Origin of the sequence: Sulfurimonas sp. NWX367, from assembly GCF_039667065.1 — a bacterium.
Taxonomy (GTDB): domain Bacteria; phylum Campylobacterota; class Campylobacteria; order Campylobacterales; family Sulfurimonadaceae; genus Sulfurimonas; species Sulfurimonas hydrogeniphila.
This window is the reverse complement of record NZ_JALCZM010000002.1, coordinates 462,837-484,807: the sequence shown is the minus strand read 5'-3', so window position 1 is coordinate 484,807 and position 21,971 is coordinate 462,837. Positions and strand designations below refer to the sequence as shown.

24 protein-coding genes are annotated in these 21,971 nt (G+C 37.3%); 11 read left to right on the top strand and 13 right to left on the bottom strand.

Translation table 11 applies throughout. From position 1 onward, the window contains the following. The 4 genes from MNY28_RS07100 to MNY28_RS07085 are packed head-to-tail and all read left to right on the top strand — an operon-like array spanning window position 1 to window position 4,603. Complete coding sequence (locus MNY28_RS07100; RefSeq protein ID WP_346389345.1) at window positions 1-786, top strand: ATP-binding protein; 786 nt, start codon at window positions 1-3, stop codon at window positions 784-786. Then, entirely contained in the window at window positions 779-1,687 is a 909-nt protein-coding gene (locus MNY28_RS07095; protein WP_346389344.1) for a CDC27 family protein, read from the top strand. Before MNY28_RS07100 ends, MNY28_RS07095 begins: the two co-directional genes overlap by 8 nt. Next, window positions 1,684-3,363: an ATPase, T2SS/T4P/T4SS family gene (locus MNY28_RS07090; protein WP_346389343.1), complete on the top strand. Its 1,680-nt coding sequence runs from the start codon at window positions 1,684-1,686 to the stop codon at window positions 3,361-3,363. The genes MNY28_RS07095 and MNY28_RS07090 overlap by 4 nt, the downstream gene beginning before the upstream one ends. Before the next feature lies 1 nt (window position 3,364). Further along, the gene (locus MNY28_RS07085) at window positions 3,365-4,603 is read left to right on the top strand and encodes a type II secretion system F family protein (RefSeq protein WP_346389342.1); all 1,239 of its coding nucleotides are present in this window, start codon (window positions 3,365-3,367) and stop codon (window positions 4,601-4,603) included. A 113-nt stretch (window positions 4,604-4,716) separates the two neighbouring features. Here the strand turns inward: MNY28_RS07085 and MNY28_RS07080 are convergent, their stop codons facing one another. From MNY28_RS07080 to MNY28_RS07070, 3 genes are read right to left on the bottom strand one after another with little or no spacing between them, the layout of a single operon-like run. Then, on the bottom strand, window positions 4,717-5,214 hold the full coding sequence (locus tag MNY28_RS07080; protein ID WP_346389341.1) for a type II secretion system protein: 498 nt from the start codon (window positions 5,212-5,214) through the stop codon (window positions 4,717-4,719). Between the two features lie 56 nt (window positions 5,215-5,270). After that, a complete protein-coding gene (locus MNY28_RS07075; RefSeq protein ID WP_346389340.1) occupies window positions 5,271-5,717 on the bottom strand; it encodes a type II secretion system protein in 447 nt (148 codons plus the stop codon). 57 nt (window positions 5,718-5,774) lie between these two features. Further along, entirely contained in the window at window positions 5,775-7,037 is a 1,263-nt protein-coding gene (locus MNY28_RS07070) for an arsenic transporter (protein ID WP_346389339.1), read from the bottom strand. A 344-nt stretch (window positions 7,038-7,381) separates the two neighbouring features. Between MNY28_RS07070 and MNY28_RS07065 the strand changes: the two genes are divergently transcribed. From MNY28_RS07065 to MNY28_RS07050, 4 genes are all read left to right on the top strand, one after another. Then, on the top strand, window positions 7,382-7,705 hold the full coding sequence (locus tag MNY28_RS07065; RefSeq protein WP_346389338.1) for a metalloregulator ArsR/SmtB family transcription factor: 324 nt from the start codon (window positions 7,382-7,384) through the stop codon (window positions 7,703-7,705). Next, window positions 7,702-8,130, top strand: coding sequence for an arsenate reductase ArsC (locus tag MNY28_RS07060; RefSeq protein ID WP_151901019.1), 429 nt, complete (start codon window positions 7,702-7,704; stop codon window positions 8,128-8,130). Before MNY28_RS07065 ends, MNY28_RS07060 begins: the two co-directional genes overlap by 4 nt. After that, complete coding sequence (locus MNY28_RS07055; RefSeq protein ID WP_346389337.1) at window positions 8,111-8,365, top strand: hypothetical protein; 255 nt, start codon at window positions 8,111-8,113, stop codon at window positions 8,363-8,365. The genes MNY28_RS07060 and MNY28_RS07055 overlap by 20 nt, the downstream gene beginning before the upstream one ends. A 74-nt stretch (window positions 8,366-8,439) precedes the next feature. Beyond that, complete coding sequence (locus MNY28_RS07050; protein ID WP_151901021.1) at window positions 8,440-9,036, top strand: peroxiredoxin; 597 nt, start codon at window positions 8,440-8,442, stop codon at window positions 9,034-9,036. A gap of 22 nt (window positions 9,037-9,058) precedes the next feature. Here MNY28_RS07050 and MNY28_RS07045 read toward each other — a convergent pair whose 3' ends face one another. The 5 genes from MNY28_RS07045 to MNY28_RS07025 form a co-directional block, all read right to left on the bottom strand. Next, window positions 9,059-9,199, bottom strand: a complete 141-nt coding sequence (locus MNY28_RS07045) for a hypothetical protein (RefSeq protein WP_346389336.1) — start codon at window positions 9,197-9,199, stop codon at window positions 9,059-9,061. After that, on the bottom strand, window positions 9,189-10,457 hold the full coding sequence (locus MNY28_RS07040; RefSeq protein WP_346389335.1) for a sensor domain-containing diguanylate cyclase: 1,269 nt from the start codon (window positions 10,455-10,457) through the stop codon (window positions 9,189-9,191). Before MNY28_RS07040 ends, MNY28_RS07045 begins: the two co-directional genes overlap by 11 nt. A 234-nt stretch (window positions 10,458-10,691) precedes the next feature. Next, window positions 10,692-11,009 carry a hypothetical protein gene (locus MNY28_RS07035; RefSeq protein ID WP_346389334.1) on the bottom strand — a complete coding sequence of 106 codons (318 nt, stop codon included), beginning with the start codon at window positions 11,007-11,009 and terminating at the stop codon, window positions 10,692-10,694. A gap of 35 nt (window positions 11,010-11,044) precedes the next feature. Then, the gene (locus MNY28_RS07030; RefSeq protein ID WP_151901024.1) at window positions 11,045-11,269 is read right to left on the bottom strand and encodes a hypothetical protein; all 225 of its coding nucleotides are present in this window, start codon (window positions 11,267-11,269) and stop codon (window positions 11,045-11,047) included. A gap of 71 nt (window positions 11,270-11,340) precedes the next feature. Further along, on the bottom strand, window positions 11,341-12,057 hold the full coding sequence (locus tag MNY28_RS07025; RefSeq protein ID WP_151901025.1) for a DUF4852 domain-containing protein: 717 nt from the start codon (window positions 12,055-12,057) through the stop codon (window positions 11,341-11,343). 157 nt (window positions 12,058-12,214) lie between these two features. On the opposite strand from MNY28_RS07025, the gene MNY28_RS07020 reads away from it, so the two are divergent. After that, window positions 12,215-14,095, top strand: coding sequence for a sensor histidine kinase (locus tag MNY28_RS07020; protein ID WP_346389333.1), 1,881 nt, complete (start codon window positions 12,215-12,217; stop codon window positions 14,093-14,095). Beyond that, window positions 14,092-14,787, top strand: coding sequence for a response regulator (locus MNY28_RS07015; RefSeq protein ID WP_151901027.1), 696 nt, complete (start codon window positions 14,092-14,094; stop codon window positions 14,785-14,787). Before MNY28_RS07020 ends, MNY28_RS07015 begins: the two co-directional genes overlap by 4 nt. A 14-nt stretch (window positions 14,788-14,801) precedes the next feature. Here the strand turns inward: MNY28_RS07015 and MNY28_RS07010 are convergent, their stop codons facing one another. Next, the gene (locus tag MNY28_RS07010; protein WP_346389332.1) at window positions 14,802-15,686 is read right to left on the bottom strand and encodes a DMT family transporter; all 885 of its coding nucleotides are present in this window, start codon (window positions 15,684-15,686) and stop codon (window positions 14,802-14,804) included. Further along, window positions 15,680-16,948, bottom strand: a complete 1,269-nt coding sequence (locus tag MNY28_RS07005) for an AAA family ATPase (protein WP_346389331.1) — start codon at window positions 16,946-16,948, stop codon at window positions 15,680-15,682. The genes MNY28_RS07010 and MNY28_RS07005 overlap by 7 nt, the downstream gene beginning before the upstream one ends. Window positions 16,949-17,029: 81 nt before the next feature. Between MNY28_RS07005 and MNY28_RS07000 the strand changes: the two genes are divergently transcribed. Continuing rightward, window positions 17,030-18,283 (top strand): diguanylate cyclase, encoded by a 1,254-nt coding sequence (locus tag MNY28_RS07000; RefSeq protein ID WP_346389572.1) that lies wholly within the window; start codon window positions 17,030-17,032, stop codon window positions 18,281-18,283. On the opposite strand, the gene MNY28_RS06995 is transcribed toward MNY28_RS07000, so the two are convergent. The 3 genes from MNY28_RS06995 to MNY28_RS06985 all read right to left on the bottom strand — a co-directional run bounded on the left by MNY28_RS06995 (window position 18,274) and on the right by MNY28_RS06985 (window position 21,918). Then, window positions 18,274-19,413: a VWA-like domain-containing protein gene (locus MNY28_RS06995; protein ID WP_346389330.1), complete on the bottom strand. Its 1,140-nt coding sequence runs from the start codon at window positions 19,411-19,413 to the stop codon at window positions 18,274-18,276. The two genes, MNY28_RS07000 and MNY28_RS06995, sit on opposite strands and share 10 nt — an antisense overlap. 268 nt (window positions 19,414-19,681) lie before the next feature. Then, window positions 19,682-20,677 (bottom strand): MoxR family ATPase, encoded by a 996-nt coding sequence (locus MNY28_RS06990; protein ID WP_346389329.1) that lies wholly within the window; start codon window positions 20,675-20,677, stop codon window positions 19,682-19,684. Further along, the gene (locus tag MNY28_RS06985) at window positions 20,674-21,918 is read right to left on the bottom strand and encodes a hypothetical protein (protein WP_346389328.1); all 1,245 of its coding nucleotides are present in this window, start codon (window positions 21,916-21,918) and stop codon (window positions 20,674-20,676) included. The genes MNY28_RS06990 and MNY28_RS06985 overlap by 4 nt, the downstream gene beginning before the upstream one ends. Window positions 21,919-21,971 lie beyond the last annotated feature (53 nt).

Below are 21,971 nucleotides of genomic sequence, written 5' to 3'. Positions count from 1 at the left end.
ATGAACTATTTAGAACTTGCCCAGTGTTTTGAAGAACAAAACAGTTCTGAACATTATCATCAAAACAGTGAAGTGCTTCACATAAAAAATACAATAGAGAGCATCTTAAACAACAATACAAAACAACTCCTCTTTTTAACGGGCGAACCAGGCGTAGGAAAAAGTGCTTTTTTAAATTACATCGAAGAGCAGTTTACTTATGACATTATCAAATTTGACATTCCTTTTTTGGAACCTATAGACTTCGTAAAAATTCTAATTCAAAAAACGCAGACAGAAGTTGCCAACTACTCCTTAGAAGAACTCATCAAGCAGGTCATCTCTTTATACCAGAATTCAAACTATATAGTAGTGCTCGATGAAGCACAGCTGCTCTCTAAAGATATGATTGAAATCATTCGGATTCTGGCAGATTCCAAGGCATTCTGGTTTATCCTCGCTATGCATGAGCATGAGTCACAAAAGATACTCAAAGAGCCACAGTTTGCATCAAGACCACACAAGGTTCTCAAGTTGCAAAATATTTCAATGCAGGAGTGCAGAGAGTATATTTACACAGAACTGCAAAATAAAAATGCCTCTATGCTTGCCGATGAAATCACAAAAAAACATATAAAAGATATATACAGACTCAGTAACGGCAATATGCGCGTACTCAAAAAACTTCTCTATACCTCCTTTTTACTCATTGACTATGCACAAAAAAAAGATAAAGAGCATTACAAAGCATTTAACAAATGTATTCTGACTATGGCTGCCATAGACGGAGGACTGATCAATGCATAATTTTGATGACTTGCAAAAACGCTGTAAAAAATATGCAATGAAAAAAAAACTGAAATATGCCCTGGTCGCTGTTTCTGTAATTATCGCTGCTGTGCTTCTTTATCTTTATGCGCTTGAGCAGGTATCGACTCTTCCTGAGAAAAAAACTTCTGCAAAACCCAAAGCTGTTACAAGTGCGCATCCTGTAAAAAAAACAGCACCCAAAAAAGAAGTGCAAAGAGAAAAAGTCAAAAAAGTATCAAAAAAAGTGCAAACAGATGCAAAAAAATACTCTTTGCAGTTTTTGGTAGCATCTCCACGCTATACAAACAGAATCAAAAAAGAAAAAAAGCATCTCGAGACTCTTGGTTTTGTCAATTGCAAACTGCAGCAATCTTCTGTTTACATCCACCTTGTATGTAATGAATCAGACACTTTGCAAGACCTTGATCCCTATATAAAACTGGCACAAAGAAAAAAACTGGACTATGTTATCCGGACACAAAATAATGATGCCCTGCAGCAAGAAACAGTGCCAGAAAAAAAAGAGAAAGTTAAAAAAGCAGTTCCGCCGTTGCAAATACAAAAAAATGTACAAAAGACAGTGCCCCCTATGATCAAAGTGCAAAGTGCTGATACACAGGAGCTTCAAAAAAGGTTTGCACAGACTCCAAATTATGCCGTAGCACTTGTCATAGCACGTAATTATTACAAAGAAGGCAACTACAAAAAAGCGATAGTTTGGGCAAAAAAAGCAAATCAGCTTAACAAAAGTGATGCACAATCCTGGATAATTTATGCAAAATCTCTTTATGCACTGCATCAGGATGCCAAAGCCAGGCAATTGTTGCATATATATTTGCAGTATGAAAATTCGGATGCAGCGCAAAGCCTGTTAAAACAATGGGAGCATACTCAATGATAAACAAAAAGATAAGACTCGGTGACCTGCTGATTGAAAAAGGATATATCACACAAGAGCAGCTTGAGTCTGCTCTTGCCAAACAAAAAGAGCTTAACTTTACAAAAAAACTCGGTGAAATTTTTATTGACGAGGGGTACATTTCACAAAAAGAACTGCTTAAAATGCTTGCAACTCAACTCAAAATTCCTTTTGTCGACCTTTTTGGCGAAAAAATTGATTTTGAAAAAATTGTTGCAAGGTACCCGATAAATTTACTAAAAGTTGCCCATGCCATTCCTTTTAAAGAGGATGAGGACTTTATCTATATGGCAACCAGCGATCCGCTTAATTATGATGCTTTGGAGAATTTGGAAAGAAGCATATCCATCAAACCGATGAAAATTTCTTTGGCCTATGAAGATGACATTAATGTTATTTTCAAAAGAATAGAGACGCTTAAAAAAACCAAAGTCCTTATAGATGAAGTAAAAAAAGAGTTACAGACAGAGGGATTAAAAAAAGAGGGAGAAGACAGCGCTGTTATGCGGCTTATTCGACTGCTCATCAGCGATGCTATTGCAAAAAGAGCCAGTGATATCCACATAGAACCCGAAGACAATGACAGAATGATTGTACGCTCCCGTATAGACGGCGTTTTGTTTGAAAACTTCATTTTTGATATGGAGATCTACCATGCCATCTCTTCACGCATCAAACTTTTAGGCAATATAGACATATCCGAAAAGCGGGTTCCCCAGGACGGAAGATTCTCTTTGAACCTTTTTGACAAAGCCTATGACTTCAGACTCTCTACCACGCCGACTATCTTTGGCGAATCTATCGTTATGAGAATCCTCGACAGAGAAAAAGTTCTTTTAAAACTCGAAGATTTGGGCTTTGCAGATGAAAACCTGGAAGCGTTTAATGACCTGATTACCTCGCCTCACGGCATTTTACTCATTACCGGACCTACGGGTTCTGGTAAAACAACCACTCTGTATGCGGCACTCAATGAGATAAAAAGCATCTCCAACAAGGTTATGACGGCAGAAGATCCTGTTGAGTACAGACTGCCTCTTGTACAGCAAATCCAGGTAAACGAAAAAACAGGACTCACTTTTGCAAGAGCAATAAAATCTTTTTTACGCCAGGATCCTGATATTATCCTCATCGGTGAAATTCGTGACAGCGAAACCCTTGATGCCGCATCCCAGGCTGCCCTTACCGGACATCTCGTACTCTCAACACTCCACACAAACGATGCCCCGGGAGCAATCCCGAGAATGGTACAGATGGGGCTAAAACCCTACTTGATTTCAGATTCTCTTATCGGTGTTGTAGGACAGCGTCTTGTAAGAAAGATTTGTCCCTACTGCAAGCATGAGGTAAAAATACAAAAATCCCAACTGCCAAAAGTAGAAAAATATATCAAGCCTGACGCTGTTGTTTATGAAGGGAAAGGGTGCTCAAAATGTGATTTTACAGGGTATTTCAACAGAACAATGATTTCAGAAGTTTTTGTTCTTGATGAAGATACCGCAAAGCTTATCTCTGAAAATGCAAATAAAATAGTTTTGGCAGAGTATGCAGAAAAAGCGGGAAAATACAAGCCGATGATTTACGACGGAATGAACAAGGTACTCAAAGGAATAACAACTGTTGCGGAAGTACTGCGTGTAACCAAGGAACATTAGGGTGAAGTATTTTAAAATTGATTACAAATTTGGGAAAAAACGTTCCTCTGTTGTTCTCGAAGCACAAAACAAGATAGAAGCCATGGAGAAGTTTTTTGAAATGGAACTTGGCGTTCTTGTAAAAATTCAAGAGACTTCAAAACCGCTTGAACAGTCATTTCAAGACCTTTTGGCAAAATACAACGATCCTGTCGGCAAGGGAAAAGTTGATCAGGAGAGGCTCATAGCACTGCTCGATCAAATGGCAATTATGCTTGATGCAGGGCTTCCTCTCAACTATACACTCAGCGAAGTAACAAAACACCAGGAGGACAAAGCGCTCAAAGCCATATTTGAAAAGGTTTTAAACGACATAGAGAGCGGAAAAGGTTTTTATGCTTCCGTGCTTCCGTTTCAAGAGCAGCTTGGAAGTCTCACTGTTGCCATGATTCAGCTTGGTGAAGAGACAGGCCAAATAGCCGAATCACTCACACATCTCACCGATATACTCCAAGACATTCTGGACAACCGAAAAAAATTCAAAAAAGCCACACGCTATCCGCTGGTCATCGTGACAGCCATGGGTATCGCATTTAGTGTTGTGACAATTTTTGTTATTCCCCAATTTAAGTCTATCTTTGAAAGTTCACAAATGGAACTGCCTCTGCCGACAAAGTTTTTACTCTGGCTGGAGTATGCTTTACGTGTCTATGGTCCCTATATTCTTGCTGGTGCTGTATTTTTGGCGCTTACTATTTCTTACATGTATAAAAAGAGCGACAAAGTTCATATGTTTTTGGATAAACTGATACTTAAAATTTACATTATCGGCAAAGCAACTTTTTTTGCAATGATCAGTCGTTTTGTCTATGTGTTCAGCGTACTTGTCAAAGCAGGAATTCCCATGCTTGAAGCTCTGCGCATAGCCTCCGGAATTATAGACAATGTCTACATCAAACAAAAAGTAGACAGAATTGCGAGTGCTATCGAAGAGGGGAAAAGTCTGAACCAGGGTTTTGAAGAGACAGAACTTTTTGAAAATATGGTTGTTGAGATGATAAAAGCGGGTGAAACCGGTGGCGGTTTGGATAAAATGCTGCAAAAAGTTGTCAAAATTTACAAAGACAGATTCAGCTATATTGTCGATAATATTGCTACACTGATAGAGCCTATACTGCTCGGGGCAATTGCAGGATTTGTTTTAATGCTTGCACTTGGAATTTTTCTGCCAATGTGGAATATGGTCGATATGGCAAACTAAAGGAGTCAGAATGGATATAGAGACAGGGAGTATCGGTATAGCAATTGTAAGTGCATTTATACTGGGATTTGCTTTATGGATTATACACAAAATGTCAAATTTATAAGAAAGTTCTACCCCTCTATAAGTATAAAAGTTCCGTTGACATCATTGTATTCCCAATGGTCTGTACTGTCAGGTTTGTCACTGCTGTTTTCGCCAATACCGCTGTTTGTGCTTGATGCCGGTCCGTGGTAGTCGTTGTTTGCAGTGCAGCTCCATTTTGCATCCACACTTGCCGGATTTTTCAGCAGATACTTAAAAGCCTGGGAATTTGTTGCTGCACACTCACCCAGTTTTTTAGGGTAACCGTTGTCACAGTCAAAAAGAGCATCACTCCCGTTGTTGCAGTCAATACTGTTGCCGTTTCCCCAGCTGAATGTACCCTCAGCGGTTATCCAGTCGGCATGAATATCATCGAGTGCAGACTGCACCGTCGCAGCCGTTGCCATTTCAGAAGAGATTTTGGCATTTGAAGAGAGGTGACTAAATTTTGGTATAGCAACTGCGGCTAAAACACCGATGATTACAATAACAAAAATTAGCTCTATGAGTGTAAATGCTTTTTTCAAACAAGCCCTTTATAAAAGAAAAAAAAGAAGAGCTATTGCCCTTCTTTTTGTTTTAATTAAAAATCTAAACTCTCAGTTATTGATGTAGCATTGATGTCGTTTTGACACTTAGTTTGTGTTTTAGCATCATTAAATTGAGTACAATCTATTGCATATATAACTTTGTTATTTGTTTTATCCAAAGCTATTGAACCTACCACATTCCCACCTACAGGGTCTGTATATGTATAATTTCCGTCTGCAGGAGTTGTTGTATATCTCCAACCTTTTCCTTTAAGAGAAACTATATCACTTAATACATAAGTTGTATTGCCTTCTAAATCTCGCATATTTACAGCAGTACTTACAGCACTTTGCGCCCCATCAATTACATTCTTTATAACAGAATTTGACTCTGCACTCTGTTTCAAGTTTTTAAATTTCGGAACAGCTACTGCTGCCAAAACACCAATGATCACAATTACGAAAATTAACTCTATAAGAGTAAAACCGCTTCTTTTCATATTACTTCCTTGCATTAATATATCATACTCATTATATCGGCTTAAAACTTAAAAAACTTAAATTAATCCCAAAAGTGCGATAAATAAAACAGGAGGTGTTACTATAAGTCCTACTTTCATGTATTCGTCCCAGCCTATTTTTACTCCTTTTTGTGCGAGTACATGTAACCAGAGCAGTGTTGCGAGAGAGCCTATGGGTGTCATTTTCGGTCCAAGATTTGCTCCGAGTATATTGGCATATACCAAAGCTTCATTGCCTGCATAGCCGACTTTATCTATGGCGATGTCCATTATCATAATTGTCGGCATATTGTTCATCACAGAACTGATAACGGCCGACAAAAAGCCCGTACCTAGGACAGCTGCCGTTGTGCCCTGTGTGTTGAGCATTGCTATCCATGAAGCAATGATGTCCGTTAATCCTGCATTTTTCAAGCCGTACACCACAACATACAGCCCGATACTGAACCATACAATCTGCCAGGGTGCCGCTTTGATTGTCATAATCGGTTTGACGGCCTTGTAATGGTTTGCTATTGCCAAAAACACCAAAGCCCCGCCGAGTGCAAAGAGAGACACGGGCAGGTGAAATCTATCGCCTATAAAATAGCCCAACATCAAAAGTACCAAAAAAGCCCATGAAATTTTAAACATTACAGAGCTTTTTATGACTGTAGAGGCTTCAGGCAAGGCTTCTACGTTTACATGTAAAGGAATATCCTTTCGAAAGTAAATCCATAAAACAGCAATGGAAGCAAAAATACTCAAAAGATTTGGCAGGAACATATTTTTGGCATACTCCACAAAACCTATGTCAAAGTAGCCTACTGTTACGATATTTGTCAGGTTTGAAATGACCAGAGGATTTGATGCGGCATCGCCTATGAAACCGCCTGCCATTAAAAAAGCAAAAATAGGCAAGGGCTTCATTTTCAGGTATTTCATCTTTGCCAGTAAAATCGGTGTCAAAATCAAAGCTGCTCCGTCATTGGCAAAGAAAGCTGCCACAACTGCCCCTAAGAGTAAAATATAGACAAACATTTTGTTTCCGTTTCCACCGCTGAGACGCGCCATTTTAATGGCTGCCCATTCAAAAAAGCCTATTTCATCCAGTACCATGGAAAGGATGATAATGCCTATAAAAGAGAGTGTCGCATCCCAGACTATATCTATCACTGTGAGCACATCATCAAAACTCACTATACCCAGCACTAGAGCGACGACAGCGCCAATAACCGCCGTTGTCCCAATCTGCAAACCTCTGGGCTGCCAGATGATAAAAACCAATGTCACTAAAAACAAACCAAATGCAAGTATCATACTTCACCTTTTATACTATTTTTAAAATCAATACTGTTGTTGCAGCCCTACTGCTCTCAGCCGGCACTGAAGTACCGGTTCCGAAAAAGCTGTTTCACTTAATGGCATCAGGTTTAAAAGACACAAAGCCCGTACTGAAGTACGGGTTCCCAAAAAGTTACTTTACTTTATGACGCAGTCTCTATTCCAAAAACACCTCGGAACCGGTACTTCAGTGCCGGCTGTTACAACTTTCGTGCATAATTTGTACGCTTTCGTGAAAGTATAACGAAATAAAATCTATAAATCAATATATCTTGATATTTGTGTTTTTATCTGCTATAATTTTGCAAACGGAGGATGCAATGGAAATATTTTTAAAAACTGTTTCGGCATTAAATGATGAAACCAGAGTCCTTTTACTGCGATTTTTGGATGAATACGGGGAGTGTTGTGTCTGTGATTTGCAGGAATCGCTTGATATGATTCAGTCTCGTCTCTCACGGCACCTGAAAATACTCAAAGAAGCCGGGTTTTTAAGAGTTGAGAGAAAAGGCACCTGGGGATTTTATGCTATTCGCTCACCGCTTGACAGGTTTCGCACAGAGGCTTTAAGAGAAATTCGGCATTTGGAAACAGCCTTGCCGCCTTTGAAAAAATCATCCCAAAACGGAGCATGTAAAATATGAGTCAAAAAAAAGAAGTTTTAATTCTCTGCACCGGCAACAGCTGCCGCTCCATCATGGCCGAAGCCCTTGTCAATGCGAAACTTGGTGAGTGTGTGCATGCCCAAAGTTCGGGTGTCAAAGCAAGCGGCAAGGTAAACCCTCACGCACAGGCACTGCTCAAACAAAAAGGGTATTGGAAAGATGAGTATCATTCAAAGGTGATAGAGACGGTGCTGGATACTCCTTTTGATCTGGTCATTACGGTCTGTGACGCTGCAAAAGAGAGCTGTCCCGTCTTTGCCAAAGCGGTAAAGACCTTACATGTAAGCTTTGAAGATCCAAGCGGCAAAGCAGAAGCGGAGTACGAAAAAACTCTCAATTTAATAGAAAAAAAGTTATTGCCAATCATAAAAGAGGAGTTATGCGATGAACAGAAAAGTAAATAAAACAGACAGCGGTGTAAAAATTTCCTTCAGTGGTGCAGTCAAAAAGCAAAATATCGTTTCCATGGTAGAAAACTGTGCCACAGGAAAGTGCGAATGTATGAGTGATGCCACAAAAAGCAAAATCAAAAATATGTCTGTCAGCGGAAAAGACGGCAATGTTTCGTTAAAGCTTGACGGTGATGTAAGCACCCAAGAGATAGAAGCGGCACTGGCAAAATCAAAAGTTATAAATTAACTCAAAAAATATAGATTTTTATTAGTAAAAATTAGATAGAATCGGTTTATAAAATTAAACACAAGGACATATATATGTTAGTAACAAATCCAGCTCCAGATTTTACAGCTACAGCAGTTTTAGCTGATGGCTCAATCGTAGAAGACTTCAAATTAAGCGAAAATTTCGGTGAAAAAGGTACTGTAGTATTCTTTTACCCGTTAGACTTTACTTTTGTCTGCCCGTCAGAAATCATTGCATTTTCTCACAGATACGATGAATTTCAAAAACGCGGTGTGAACGTTGTAGGTGTTTCAGTTGATTCACAGTTTTCTCACTTTGCATGGAGAGAAACTCCGGTTGAAAAAGGCGGAATCGGCCGTATCAATTTCCCTCTTGTTGCAGACTTGACAAAAGATATTTCCCGTGCTTATGATGTACTTTTAAACAATGCAGTAGCACTTCGCGGTTCATTTTTAATAGATGACAAAGGCATTGTTCGTCATGCGGTTATCAACGACCTTCCACTTGGACGTAATGTTGATGAAATGCTCAGAATGATCGATGCACAGCAGTTTACTGATGAGTACGGTGAAGTTTGTCCTGCCGGCTGGGAAAAAGGTGACGAGGGTATGAAACCTGACGCCGAAGGTGTTGCCGAGTACTTGGCAAAACACGAAAAAGAGTTATAAAAATCTTTAGATAAGAGAGTTTTTACTCTCTGTCTAGCTTCTGCAGTGCTTTCTCGCTTGCCTTGTTTGCTCTTTCATAATACCCTTTATCCTGATGTGATACACATCCGCTGAAACTGACAACCGCCAACAATAAAACCAACAATAAATTTTTATGCAGCAACAACCTGATTCCTCCCGTTTTGTTTCGCTCTGTACAAAGCATCATCTGCTTTTTTCACCAGCTCTTCTCTCGTCTGCGGCTCCTGATACTCGGCAACGCCTATACTGATCGTGATTTTATATTTTTTATCTATAGTATATGCCTCAACTCTCTTTCTTATTTTTTCGGCAATGACAACAGCCTTCTCTTTTGTTGTATTTTCCAGTATGACAACAAACTCTTCACCTCCCCAGCGACCAAATATATCAGTTTTGCGAATATGCTTCAAAACCAGACGACTCAAAGCTTTTAACACTCTGTCTCCTATATCATGGCCGTATGTATCATTGACAACTTTAAAATGATCTATGTCAAACATTAGTATGCAAAACGGTTCTTTATAGCGTTTATATCTTTGTATTTCTATATTTATCGCATCATCTATTTTGTAACGGTTGTATATTTCCGTCAAGCTGTCTATGGTTGCCAGCTTCTTCAGCTCTTTTTCCATCTCAATGCGGCTTGTTATATCTGTACTTGTGGAAACAAAGTTTTGAATATTTCTGTTTTCATCAAAGAGCGGTGTTATTTTCAAGTCTGCATAATAGAGCCTGTCATCTTTTGTCTTATCAATCAGAATATTATGATAATTCTTTCCAGCGAGTATTGTCTCCCAAAGATTCTTATAAAACTCCTGTGTATGTTTTCCTGATTTAAAAATATTTGTTTTGTTGCCTATCAGTTCTTCTCTCTCATATTTTGTTTTTTCAATCACAGAATCATTGACATACTCTATGATACCGTTTGCATCGGTAATCAACACCATGTCATCAGTCTGTTCCAAAGCCTGTGCAAGAAGTTGCACTTTTTTTCTCTCAAGCACTGTTTCTTTATCCAGATAATACAACTCTTCTTCCATCTGCTTACACCTCGTCATATCTTTGTAAAAGACTATCAGTTCACCGTTTGGCAGTTTTCTTACACTGTTATATCGCCAGCCGCTGAGCTTCTCATCTTTGTAAAGCCTTGTGTCAAGATCTCTTGCTTTGCCGTCTTCATGGACCTGCAACAAAACATCAAAAAGCCCGAACTCTTTTACTCCGGGAAAAACTTCTGTCAATTTTTTGCCTATCAGTTGCTTTTTAGAAATATTTTCAGTTTTCTCAACATTTTTATTTAAATCCACAAAAATAAAATCATTCTTTTCAAATTTATAAATAACAACATTATCAGGAAGTTCATCTATTGCAATAGTAATACTTCTGTCCGCACCTTGCATCTACTCTTGCCTTTTTTAATATATTTAAATGATAACCTTTGTTTTCTGCCAAAAAGCTTAATTGGGATTTTTCATTGTTTGTTGTGGCAGAGAAGAAGACGGAAACACACTAAATATAATTTTCGGATACTCTTGTACTTTACACCATTTATACCCGTTTTTACGATAATAACCCGGAATTTTTTTCTGCACTATATTAGCTTGGTAACAATTCTCGTAGTTCTTTGAGATTTTTCACAGGTCATAATGTCTTTTATCTTTGATTTTATAGTTTTTTTTATATGTTTTCGTTGGATAGATTTTCAAATTTCCATTGACAACTTCATAGTTATACACAGTATTTGTCGTCTTATTTTTCACTTCTCCCCTTTTGTTAAAGGAAAGAGTATAAATTTCACCTCTGGTTTTTGAAAATTCTTTTCCAAAGGAGACAAAACCATTTGGTTTTACTGACGAAACCTCCCATACTCCTAAAATATTTTTTTTGCTATAAGAATCAGCATAGACTAATCCGTTCAGTAAGATTATCATAGTAATTATCACTTTATTCATTGCACTACCTTGCATTCTTGATAGAATTTTATGGACTATAATCGGATTTTATCTTCTGAAGAGGCTCCTCTGTTGAAGTCTTTGATTCTTTCTCCAAGTTCTACACCTTTTTCTCTGCATTCCTCTTTTGAATATTTCAAATTATAACAATCTTGAAAAAGTGTTTTCATTTCTTGTCTTAAAGACTCTTTTGAATCAGAACTGCATCCAGAAAACATAACTATACCTAAAATACTTACTGTTAATAAAACTTTTTTCATTATCTATTGACCTCTACTCTTTGTTTTTTTGCACTCATTTTAATTCCTCCGTTTTTCAGCTATCTGTACTTTTACTTATAGTTGTCATATGTTTTTAAAACTTTGCCATCTTTGCCTAAAATTTCCAGCTTCGTTATATGTCCGATCACTTTCACATTAATATCATCACTACATCCGCGAAAATTTTCCTGACATTGTTCAATATTTTCAGATGAAGAGATTATTTTTTTAATTACATAAGAATATTTTGCAGTCAAATCTCTATCTACACTGCCTCTGCTGTTCTTTCTTGCTTTCATAAATTGCTTAGCATCTGCTTTTATCATTGGAAGTATTGTATTATTAGGATTAATATTATCAAATGACAATTTAGTCTTCCCGTTATATGCCAAAACGGATCCATAATATGATATATACGAATTTTTACTCATAAGTGACAGAGGAAATTCTTGTTTTTTAAAGTTATATTTTCCAAACTGTGCCCCCAGTCTTAATACACTTGTTTGTCCAATTATGTCTTTATTTTCTTTTATTTTATTTAGAAAATGCGTATATGCCTCTTCAATTGCACCGTCAAGTTCAAATTCATCATTTCTTACTTTTCTCCAAACAGCTGTTTCTCCCTGATATAAATACCAACGACCGGCTGCAGCTTTATCAACTTTTGCTATGTTTGCATTTAATCCTGCTAATGCTATCTTGTCAATAGTTTTATGTTCATTTAAATCGACCTCTGCAAAAAGGCTGGCACTCATTGTTAGTATTCCTGCAAGTATTACTTTCTTCATTTATTTCCTTTGTGTTTTAATTTCACGAAATTCTATAAAAAAAGTGTGTGCCAAATGTGAAAAATATTAATTGTTATAAAAAAACGGATAAAAAGATTCTCTTTATGTAAAAATGATACACTTTCGAAATAATATTGCAACTGCATAAGGCCCATTATTGAAATTTTCAACATATAAGTATTTTTTTTCTCTTCTTTTGCTGATGCAATTGTCTGTTAATGCACAAAGCATTACGTCCATAAATGAAAATACAAGTAATCTTAATCTCTTGAAAGAAAGCTCCTGGTTTTTAGATAAAAACAGTCAAAAATCAGTGAGTGACATACTGCAAAAATCAATATTATTTCAAAAAAGTACAAAAGATTTTTTTAATTTTGGATATATTTTCAAAGACACACTTTGGATAAAATCTATTCTTAAAAACACTTCAAACAAACAAATAATACGCTATTTTACCCTTGATGCACCAAACCTTGCTGTTTGCGATCTTTATGAAATCGATGCGAATAATACACTCAAAAGAAAAGAGAAAAACGGAGTTCTGCAAAGAAAAAAATTCAAAAATGAACTTTTTTTCACATTTGAAGTTTCACTTCGTCCCCATGAAGAAAAAACTTTTCTTTTTGCACTTCGTCCTATGACCCACTCGCTCCATTTTCATCTAAAACTACAAGATTACAAAATGTATAAAAATGAAGAACTTCGCCATCAGCTTCTCTTAACTGTTTTTTTCAGTATTTTGCTTGTTGCATTTATCTATGCAATAAGTATAAGTATTCACAGTGACAATTCAAGCTATTTTTATTATGCTCTTTTTATAGCAATGATTTTTATACATCACCTTTCTTTAAGCGGTATGATCGCATATTTTCTGCAAGACAACCAAACACTGATTTACCAACAGGCATATATGCCTGTTTATTATTTGGCTACAGTAGTCTTTTCCATTTTTCTTTTTACCAATAAATTTTTAAATTTACATAATTATAAAAAAATTTATTATTTCTTTCATTTAGTTATGTTTTTAATTGTCTTGATTGTTCTGTTTAATTCACACCAGAATTATCTTCTAAAATATATGACACCTTTGGCTATTGTTTTTGCTTTATATTTAGAGGCTGTCAGTATCTATCTTGCAGTAACAAAAAAAGAAAAATATGCAAAATATTTTGCTTTTATTTGGGGAGTTTCTCTAGGTGGAATGATTTTTACCATGCTTTATTATGTAGGGTTTTTAAGCAAACCTATTGCATACCTCTTTGAGATAACTGTCATTTTTGAAATTTTCTCCTTTTCCATAATATTATCAAGACAAATACACACGCTGCAAAGAGAAAATCAACATAAAAATAATCATCTCCAGCGCCAAAACAAATTAGCTGCAATGGGAGAAATGTTACAAAATATTGCGCATCAATGGCGACAGCCATTATCTGAACTTAATGCAGTAGCAATGAAAATTGATGCTGATTTTTATACAAAAAAAATTACACCAAAAACACTAGATACAGATATAGAACGAATAGAAACAATTACACAACACATGTCCCAGACTATTGAAAATTTCAGCAACTATTTTAAAGAGAGCTCTAAAAATATAACCGTAGCAAAATTAGAAGACCTTATCTCTCAGGCACTACGATTAATCGATACAAAACTACAAACAATAACAGTAAAAGTAGATATTTCCCAAAGCATTTCGGCAAAGATAAACAGCAATGATTTCATTCAAGTCCTTCATGTACTTTTAATTAATGCTGTCGATGCATTTAAAAATAAAAATATGGAATATAGGAAAATTCATATTACATTAAAGAATGCAGATGGAAAAGCCATTATTGAAGTTGAAGACAATGCAGGCGGTATAGATACAACAATTTTAGAGAAAATTTTTGAACCCTACTTCACAACCAAATTTAAATCAAACGGAATCGGTATTGGTCTATATATGGCAAAGATGCTGGTAGAAAATAGTCTAAAAGGAGAATTGTATGTCAAAAACACTCAAAAAGGAGCGCTGTTTAGCATAATATTATGAAAAATTTTACACTACTGTATGCAGAAGATGAGTACACCACAAGGAAAAATCATATTGCCTATATAAAAAGTCGATACAATTGTACTGTTTATGAGGCTGACAACGGAGAAGAAGCGCTTAGTTTATACAAGACACATTCCCCTCACATTGTTCTTACAGATATTACAATGCCCTTTTTATCAGGCTTGGAACTTTCAAAAGAGATAAGAAAAATCTCCAAACATACACAAATCATTATACTTACTGCACACTCTGAAAAAGAAAAACTGCTTGAGGCTTTAAGTATGCAAATGCTTAACTATTTAGTAAAACCTATCAAAAGAAAAGAATTAACACAGAGTATAGATATAGCATTGGAATTATTAAAAACTGAATCTTTTACCAAGAATATTATACACTTGAATACAATCTCAACATATAATTTGGATACAAAAGAATATTTTGTCAATAATACATTGATTTTGTTAAGTAATTATGAAACGAAACTTTTGCATCTATTATGTCTCAATGTAAACAAATCGCTCAATTCATTTGATATTTTTGTTAACATTTGGGAGGACAATGATAAAGAATACAGTGCTGCTTCTATAAGAACACTTATAAAGAAGCTTCGAAAAAAACTCCCTGATGGAATTTTAATAAATATATATGGTGGTTTGTATACTCTTAAACCCTTGCAGCAAGTGGAATGAAATAATTTCATTCTTTAACGCCTGCTTACCAAAATACCTCCAAATACAATACAGGCTATGCCTGTAAATGTCAATATATCCGGCAAACTGTCACCAAGCAGATACCCAAAACCTATGGCAAAGGGAATATTTGTATAACTGACAACACCTATAATACTTAAGTTTTGCGCACTGTATGCTTTTGTCAGGAGCCATTGAGAGAGTGTCGATATAAATGCCATAAAAACCACCAAAAGCCATACATGCAATGTAGTCGGCAAAATAAACTCAGGGAACAAAAAGCTTAACGAAGCAGGAGCATTGACAAAGGGTGCAGTCAGGAACAACAATGCCGGCAAAAATGTTCCTACACCCACAAAGGAGAGGACAATCACACGTGAGTCATATATATCTTTTATTTTTTTTATCGTTGTATATGCTGCTGCTGCAAAAAAACCGCCCAAAATACCCAGGAAATGGGTATATGAAAAGCTCATTCCAAAAGGTTTGGTTATAAGAACAACACCGAAAAAGCCTATAAACAGTGCCAGCAGTGTTTTTTTGTTTAAACGTTCATGCAGAAGAAAATAGGCAAACAGTGTTACAAAAAAAGGAGAGGTTTTGTTCAGAGTTATCGCCTCGCCCAAAGGAATAACGCTAATGGTATAAAAAAAGAGGATCATTGCCATAAATCCAAAAAGCCCGCGGGTAAAAAGCATATAAATCTTTCCGCCTGTAAGTTTTGGCGCCGTATGTTGCAGCGTATACAGTATGATAAAAATTCCGATAAGATTGCGAAAAAAGACAATTTCCAAAGCAGAAATATCTTCGGAGAGTATTTTAGTCAACGCTCCGTTGAGTGCAGAAATCAAAGCCGCACCAAGCATAAAAAGTATGCCGCTCTCTACATTTTTCAACAAGCCTCTTCCTTTTGTACAAAATTCAAAGCTTTTGGATTTACATATGCAAGCTCATACCATTGTCTTTTTGGGGCAATAAGTGTGAGTCTCGCAGGATTACAGGAACGTGAAAGTGCCACATAAAACTGAGAAGGTGCAAAAATCTCATTGGTCTCTATAATCAAATCTTCGATGGACATCCCCTGTGACTTATGGATGGTTATCGCAAACGCAAGTTTTATTGGAAACTGATAGACCGTAAAAACATTCTCTTCCACCATCTCTTTTTTTCCCTCTACACTCTTTTCTTTCCATACGGCCTTACTTTGTGCACTCGGCTCAAGTTTTACCACTTTGCCGTCACTCTTTTGCACATACACATAGCGCTCATCCACATTCACAACAGTGCCTCTTTCTCCGTTAAAGTAGTTCCAGGCGTTTCGTGTAAACAAAACAGGAGCACCCACTTTCAATGCAAGTTCTTTATCTATTCTGGCATCATCCATAAAACGCTCCACTTCTTTGTCCTGCGTTGATTTGAGATGTTTTACAATCTGTGCTTCCTTTACATGTAAAGCCTCATCTATAAAATCAAGCTGGGCTTTATTGTGTTTTGCAGCCGAAGCATTTTTGCCAAACAAAAATGTAAACTGACTCAAATCAGCGGGCAATGGCTTTATAAATTCGTTCAGATGATTATGCGTCTGTTCATCTATCCTGCCAAATCGCACTGCATGCAACAACTCAATGAAACGAAGATCATCTGTTCTGTAGATATGTGTCAGTTCCACTGTTTCAAAAGAGAAATTCTGCCAGGCGGGTGATTCAAAAGCAAATTTTACTTCGCCATAACCGCGTACAACCGGAGGGAGTTGCAAAAAATCACCTACGACCAGCAAAGAGCCATTAAAATTTGCCTGCTTAAGACGCAGTTCTATCATTGCAAAGAGTGTATCACTGACCATGGAAATCTCATCAATAACGATTAAATCCATACTCAATATCAGTTTTTTAATCTTCTTTTTAATTTCAAATTTTGCATTTTTTTGCAACTCATCCACATTCGAAGCAATCCCCAAATCAAAAAAGCTGTGCAGTGTCTGCCCGCCTATAAGTGTAGCTGCCATTCCGGTTGAAGCCAGTTTTGCAACTTTTTTTGCCTCCCTCTCAAATGCTGCAATAATTTCTCTTGTAACAGTCGTTTTTCCAACACCGGCACCGCCTGTTAAAAAAAGATTCTGTTTCCTGTATAGTTTATCAAGTATCAAAGCTTTATAATTCATAAACGGATAATAGCCATTCTTAGTATAATATCAGATTAATAACTGTATACTGTTACTTAACATTTTTTAGGAATATTTATGATGAATGAAAAAATTTTAATTGTAGAAGACAATAAAACACTGGCAAAACTTATTGCAAAAAAGCTACATTCTGCTCTTGATTTGGAAGTCGATGTGGCGTACACAATGGCAGAAGCAAAACTCTTTATCGCACGGTATTCCTATTTCGTTACACTTCTGGATATCAACCTGCCTGATGCGCCAAACGGAGAGATTGTTGATTATGTAACGCAAAAAAAGATTCATGCCATAGTTTTAAGCGGTAATATTGACAAAGAATTCAGAAAAAAAATTCTTCAAAAAAATATTATTGACTATGTCAACAAAAGCGGTGTAGATGACATAAACTACATCATCCACACCATAGAGCGTCTGCAAAACAACAAAAAGCACAAAGTGCTTGTAGTGGATGATTCGAGAATCTTTAGACAGCAGATGCAGACAATGCTTGAAAATCTTTTTTTTCAGGTCATCAGCGTTGCCCACGGAGAAGAAGCGATCGGTATGCTCAAATCCCAACCTGACATCTCTCTTGTTCTGACTGATTACAATATGCCTGTCATGGATGGTTTGGAGTTAACCATAGAAATCAGAAAAACATATACCAAAAACGAACTCTGTATTCTTGTCATCTCTTCAAATGAAGATGAAGAGATAACGGCACTCTTTTTAAAACACGGAGCAAATGACTATGTTAAAAAGCCTTTTTCCAAAGAGGAATTTTCCTGCCGCATTAACAATTCCATAGAAGCTTTGGAAAATATACAGATGATCACAAACTACGCAAACCGTGACTACCTCACAGGGCTGTATAACCGCAGATACTTTTTTGACACAATAAATGAATATATCGACGAAGTTAAAAACAGCGGTGAAAGATTTGCCATCGCGATGATAGACATAGATCACTTTAAAAATATCAATGACACTTATGGTCATGATACAGGAGACAAAATCATCATCGCCCTCGCAGATATCCTGAGAAGTTCTACAAATCCGCATGATATTGTAGCAAGGTTTGGAGGAGAAGAGTTTTGTGTTGTACTGAAAAATATCAATCAGTACAGTGCAGAAGAAATTTTCAACAGGCTCAGAGAAGAAGTGGAAAAATTCTCATATCACCTAAAAGATGACAAGTATATAAATTTCACTGTCTCAATAGGTGCAACACTCTTTAACGAAGAGGAATCTCTTGAGGAGAATATTAATGCAGCCGATATGCTTTTATACAATGCAAAAAAGAACGGAAGAAACCAGGTTGTTTTTCAAGCCTGATTCATCTTTATCAGTGTTCCAAACGGAAGTTCCTTTTCCTTGGAACTTATCCATTTCACCTCATAATCCGGTGCATTTTTCGGAAAAACTCCTGCCAGATCTGTAAAATACAAAAGCAGTTTCACATCATCAAAGTTTTCTTCTATAAAGTAAAACACAGGACGAAAGTCTGTTGCCCCGCCGCCTTTTATATCAATTTCCAATCTTTCTCCACTATAAAAAGTACTGTGTGATTGGATTTTTTCATCGCATACAAGCAGTTCAATCTGATAATTTTGCACCAATGTCATTAAAAAGTTTACTTCACTCAAAAATTCATTTAAAAGCACTGTATCAATGGAGCCGGAACTGTCCACTGCAATCACAAGACGGAAGGTCTGAGAAATATTCGAAGGCAGGTATATACCGCTGTAGAGCAGTTTTTTAGAAGGCGGCATCATGACATAATCATCTCGAAAATACGGGTCAAGTGCAATCCTCAGTTCATTTCGCCAGTCAATTTTTCCAAAATCACTCAGTTGGAAAAAACGCTCAATCGTCACCGGTGCTTCACCTTTGTGCATTTTGGATTCCAAAAGAGCAATGGCTTCCTCTGCAAAAAGCTGTTCTTGCAAAATTTCTTCTTGCAACTGTTGTTCTGAACTCTGTTGCTCCTGCTCATTGTTCTCTTTTTGCTCTACATCACCTGCATCATCGGCTTCATACTCCAAGTCTTCATCATCACGCAGAATATCATCTTTTAACTCGGCATAAATCTCCTCTGCATACATCCCGCTGAAACGTTCCCGGTATTGTGCACCATAGGGCATATCCAAGCCGTTTTGTACAAGCATATCATTGACTGCCATATCCGTAGCCATCTGCCACAGCCAGCCACTGCGTTTGTTTTTACGCATCTCATGAGCCAGGCTGGCATGCATCGCCCCGTTGGCAAAGACAAATTCCATTTCACTGAGTTCCAGATTTTTCAGATAATCGCTGTTGATTTCAAGCTTTTTACCGTCACTTTTAAAGGCTTCAATATCATCATTCATCACAACATCGATTTTGGAGGCAAGGGTTCCAAAATAAGGATATTCAAGCAAAAGTTTTGCTTTTGCCTGCGAGATTTTTTCTTCTGTTTTTTGCATATTTTTCCTTTACTCCTGTTTTTCGGAACGCGGACTTCAGTCCGGACGAAAGTGGCAAGACTATTGCAACAGCCGGCACTGAAGTACCGGTTCCGAAGAGATGCTGTATTTTGGTAGCCAAACTGAAGTCCGCGTTCCGAAAAAACTACACATCCTCCCGGAATCGGTACTTCAGTGCCGACTGTTTGAACTTTCTTGTCATTCTCAGCCCGGACTAAAGTACGGATTCCGGGAAAAACACCCTTTGAGACCAGTGTGTTCGTGTCGGCTATTGCAACAGATAGGAAAACTTTTTTACCCACTCTTTAAAGACAGTTGAGCCTTCCATAGTGATGCCCGCTCGTTGTAAATCCTGTGCTATCATCACGGCAAATTCCCCTTTGAGCTTGAGCGTATATCGGAGTAAATTTTCCAATCGCTCATCGCTTGGATTTTGCAGATAGTGACTCACCAGTCCAGAGCTCAAAGCATACAAAACATCGACCTCATCACTGTAAACAAAATCATCTGCACTGAGTATCTTCCCAATATCGGGCAGCCTGTCCATCACTTTTAAAAAACTCAAAAATGAAACGGCAACATCCCGTCCTACCGCACCGCTCACTGTTTCCAAAAGCACAGATGCAGGCAGAGCACTTTGTAAAATACTCCCGACATATTCCCAGCTTCTGGGTGTTGCAAAACTTTTATGCTCTTTTTTTGCATCAAAGGTAAAGAGATGCTCGTTTTTGTAACTTATGTAGGCAATTATGCGACTGTCAAGTCCGGATTTGTATGCCCAGTTGCGCCAGTCATCCACACTCACTTCCAGTTCAAAATGCACAAAACGGTTTGCCAGAGGAGCCGGCATCCGGTAGGTCACGCCTCTGTCACCCTCACGGTTTCCCGCAGCAACTATAGCCCATCCCTCAGGCAACTCATATTCACCGACACGTCTGTCAAGTATCAACTGATACGCCGAAGACTGCACGGCAGGCGCTGCAGAGTTAAGCTCATCCAAAAACAAAATCCCCTGGCCTTCACTCGGTAAAAAAGCAGGCGGAGCCCAAAGTGCGGTGTGTGACTCTTTGTCATAAAAAGGGATGCCTTTTAAATCTGTCGGGTCCATCAAAGCCAAACGCAAATCAATAAAACCAAGCTTGTTTTTCTCTGCAATCTGTTTGACAATCGAAGATTTTCCAATTCCCGGTGCTCCCCACAGAAATGTCGGGATTTTTTGCAGAACCAGTGCCTGCAGTGCCTGTGTCAATTCTCCTGCTCTCATACTAACCATCCTATATTTTCACTTTGTATATGTTTTGAAAAGGCTCTGTTTGTTTTGACTGCCCGCTCAAAACGGCTCTCAAGTTGCAGTTGATATAAAATATCTACCGGAGTATTTTCATTGTTTGCCAAATTCAGAAGTATCTGTGCATCCCCGCATTTAAAAAGTTCTTCCAAAATATTTTGCGGTGTCGCATTGTTGCGACTCAGCGCTTCACTGCAGTTTCCCTCTTTATAGGCAGACTTCAGAATATCTCTCGGCGTTGCACTGTTGGCATAAATTACTTGTCTGATTCTCTCATTATTTAGACAAAGCAGCTGTTTACATGTAATTACATGTAAACACTTGTTTGCAGCCAAAGCAAGATGAATTGTCTCATCGTTACATGTAACAAGCTCCTGCTGCATAGCTTCATCTAAGGTCTCATTTGCCGCCAATGCATTTTTATACTCAGACAAAAGTGAGAACATCTCCTCATCGAGCCTGATATTCTGTGCTGCAATCTCGGCAAATTTTTTATTTTTTATCAACTCACGAGCTATATTTTTATCCAGATTGACATTGTACGCCATCGCTTCTTTTGTTGCTTCATCCCCTTTTTTTAAAAACATTTTCTGCACACTTTTTGGAAGCTTTGGATGCAGGGCAAGTACTTTTATAATTTTGGGATGTTTTTTACTCGGCTCCAAAAAAGCAATGGCTTCTAAAAGCTGTTCGTTTTTTGTTTGTACTATCAGATGATAAATTCCCGTTGTCGCATACTGTACATTATGGTTTCTCTCTATATTTTCATAAAACCTTGCTATTAAAGCAGCAGAGACATCACGATTGTCATCATTTTCGAAAAAATCTTCACCGCCAAAAGAGTACATTTTTAAGAGTTTAAAAAAAAGCGCATCTTCTATACAGCTGTTTTGCAAAAAACTTTTTAATCTTTTTTTGTCATTGGAGAGTTTGAGACTCATAAGCAGCGTATCGCTGTCAATCTCTTCTGCCAAAAGTTTTTCAAACAAATCTATATTCATAAACTCATATTTTTCTTCTTCATAAAGGGTATCACTCAGGTTTTGCTCATACGGACTCATCATGCGCCCCTCAACAACAAGAGTAACCGCATCGGTAACTTCTTTACACAGGGTAATATTATGAAACTTCAGCTGTGACACAAACTCATCTTCACTAAAAGCCCTGCTCTTTCCAAGCAGCAATATGGTCTTATTTTTCAAATTCTGTAAATTCATACACAAATTATACACATATTTCAACTTATTCTTATTTAGTGTTATAATTGATC

What these genes read in the sequence shown, in the direction of transcription:
- MNY28_RS07030 (WP_151901024.1), bottom strand. Translation starts at nt 11,269, where the DNA reads ATGAAAAAAGTTTTATTAACAGTAAGTATTTTAGGTATAGTTATGTTT.
- MNY28_RS07065 (WP_346389338.1), top strand. Translation starts at nt 7,382, where the DNA reads ATGGAAATATTTTTAAAAACTGTTTCGGCATTAAATGATGAAACCAGA.
- MNY28_RS07095 (WP_346389344.1), top strand. Translation starts at nt 779, where the DNA reads ATGCATAATTTTGATGACTTGCAAAAACGCTGTAAAAAATATGCAATG.
- MNY28_RS07015 (WP_151901027.1), top strand. Translation starts at nt 14,092, where the DNA reads ATGAAAAATTTTACACTACTGTATGCAGAAGATGAGTACACCACAAGG.
- MNY28_RS07100 (WP_346389345.1), top strand. Translation starts at nt 1, where the DNA reads ATGAACTATTTAGAACTTGCCCAGTGTTTTGAAGAACAAAACAGTTCT.
- MNY28_RS07025 (WP_151901025.1), bottom strand. Translation starts at nt 12,057, where the DNA reads ATGAAGAAAGTAATACTTGCAGGAATACTAACAATGAGTGCCAGCCTT.
- MNY28_RS07075 (WP_346389340.1), bottom strand. Translation starts at nt 5,717, where the DNA reads ATGAAAAGAAGCGGTTTTACTCTTATAGAGTTAATTTTCGTAATTGTG.
- MNY28_RS06995 (WP_346389330.1), bottom strand. Translation starts at nt 19,413, where the DNA reads ATGCAAAAAACAGAAGAAAAAATCTCGCAGGCAAAAGCAAAACTTTTG.
- MNY28_RS07055 (WP_346389337.1), top strand. Translation starts at nt 8,111, where the DNA reads ATGAACAGAAAAGTAAATAAAACAGACAGCGGTGTAAAAATTTCCTTC.
- MNY28_RS07040 (WP_346389335.1), bottom strand. Translation starts at nt 10,457, where the DNA reads ATGCAAGGTGCGGACAGAAGTATTACTATTGCAATAGATGAACTTCCT.
- MNY28_RS06985 (WP_346389328.1), bottom strand. Translation starts at nt 21,918, where the DNA reads ATGAATTTACAGAATTTGAAAAATAAGACCATATTGCTGCTTGGAAAG.
- MNY28_RS07060 (WP_151901019.1), top strand. Translation starts at nt 7,702, where the DNA reads ATGAGTCAAAAAAAAGAAGTTTTAATTCTCTGCACCGGCAACAGCTGC.
- MNY28_RS07035 (WP_346389334.1), bottom strand. Translation starts at nt 11,009, where the DNA reads ATGAATAAAGTGATAATTACTATGATAATCTTACTGAACGGATTAGTC.
- MNY28_RS07090 (WP_346389343.1), top strand. Translation starts at nt 1,684, where the DNA reads ATGATAAACAAAAAGATAAGACTCGGTGACCTGCTGATTGAAAAAGGA.
- MNY28_RS07050 (WP_151901021.1), top strand. Translation starts at nt 8,440, where the DNA reads ATGTTAGTAACAAATCCAGCTCCAGATTTTACAGCTACAGCAGTTTTA.
- MNY28_RS07000 (WP_346389572.1), top strand. Translation starts at nt 17,030, where the DNA reads ATGAATGAAAAAATTTTAATTGTAGAAGACAATAAAACACTGGCAAAA.
- MNY28_RS07005 (WP_346389331.1), bottom strand. Translation starts at nt 16,948, where the DNA reads ATGAATTATAAAGCTTTGATACTTGATAAACTATACAGGAAACAGAAT.
- MNY28_RS06990 (WP_346389329.1), bottom strand. Translation starts at nt 20,677, where the DNA reads ATGAGAGCAGGAGAATTGACACAGGCACTGCAGGCACTGGTTCTGCAA.
- MNY28_RS07070 (WP_346389339.1), bottom strand. Translation starts at nt 7,037, where the DNA reads ATGATACTTGCATTTGGTTTGTTTTTAGTGACATTGGTTTTTATCATC.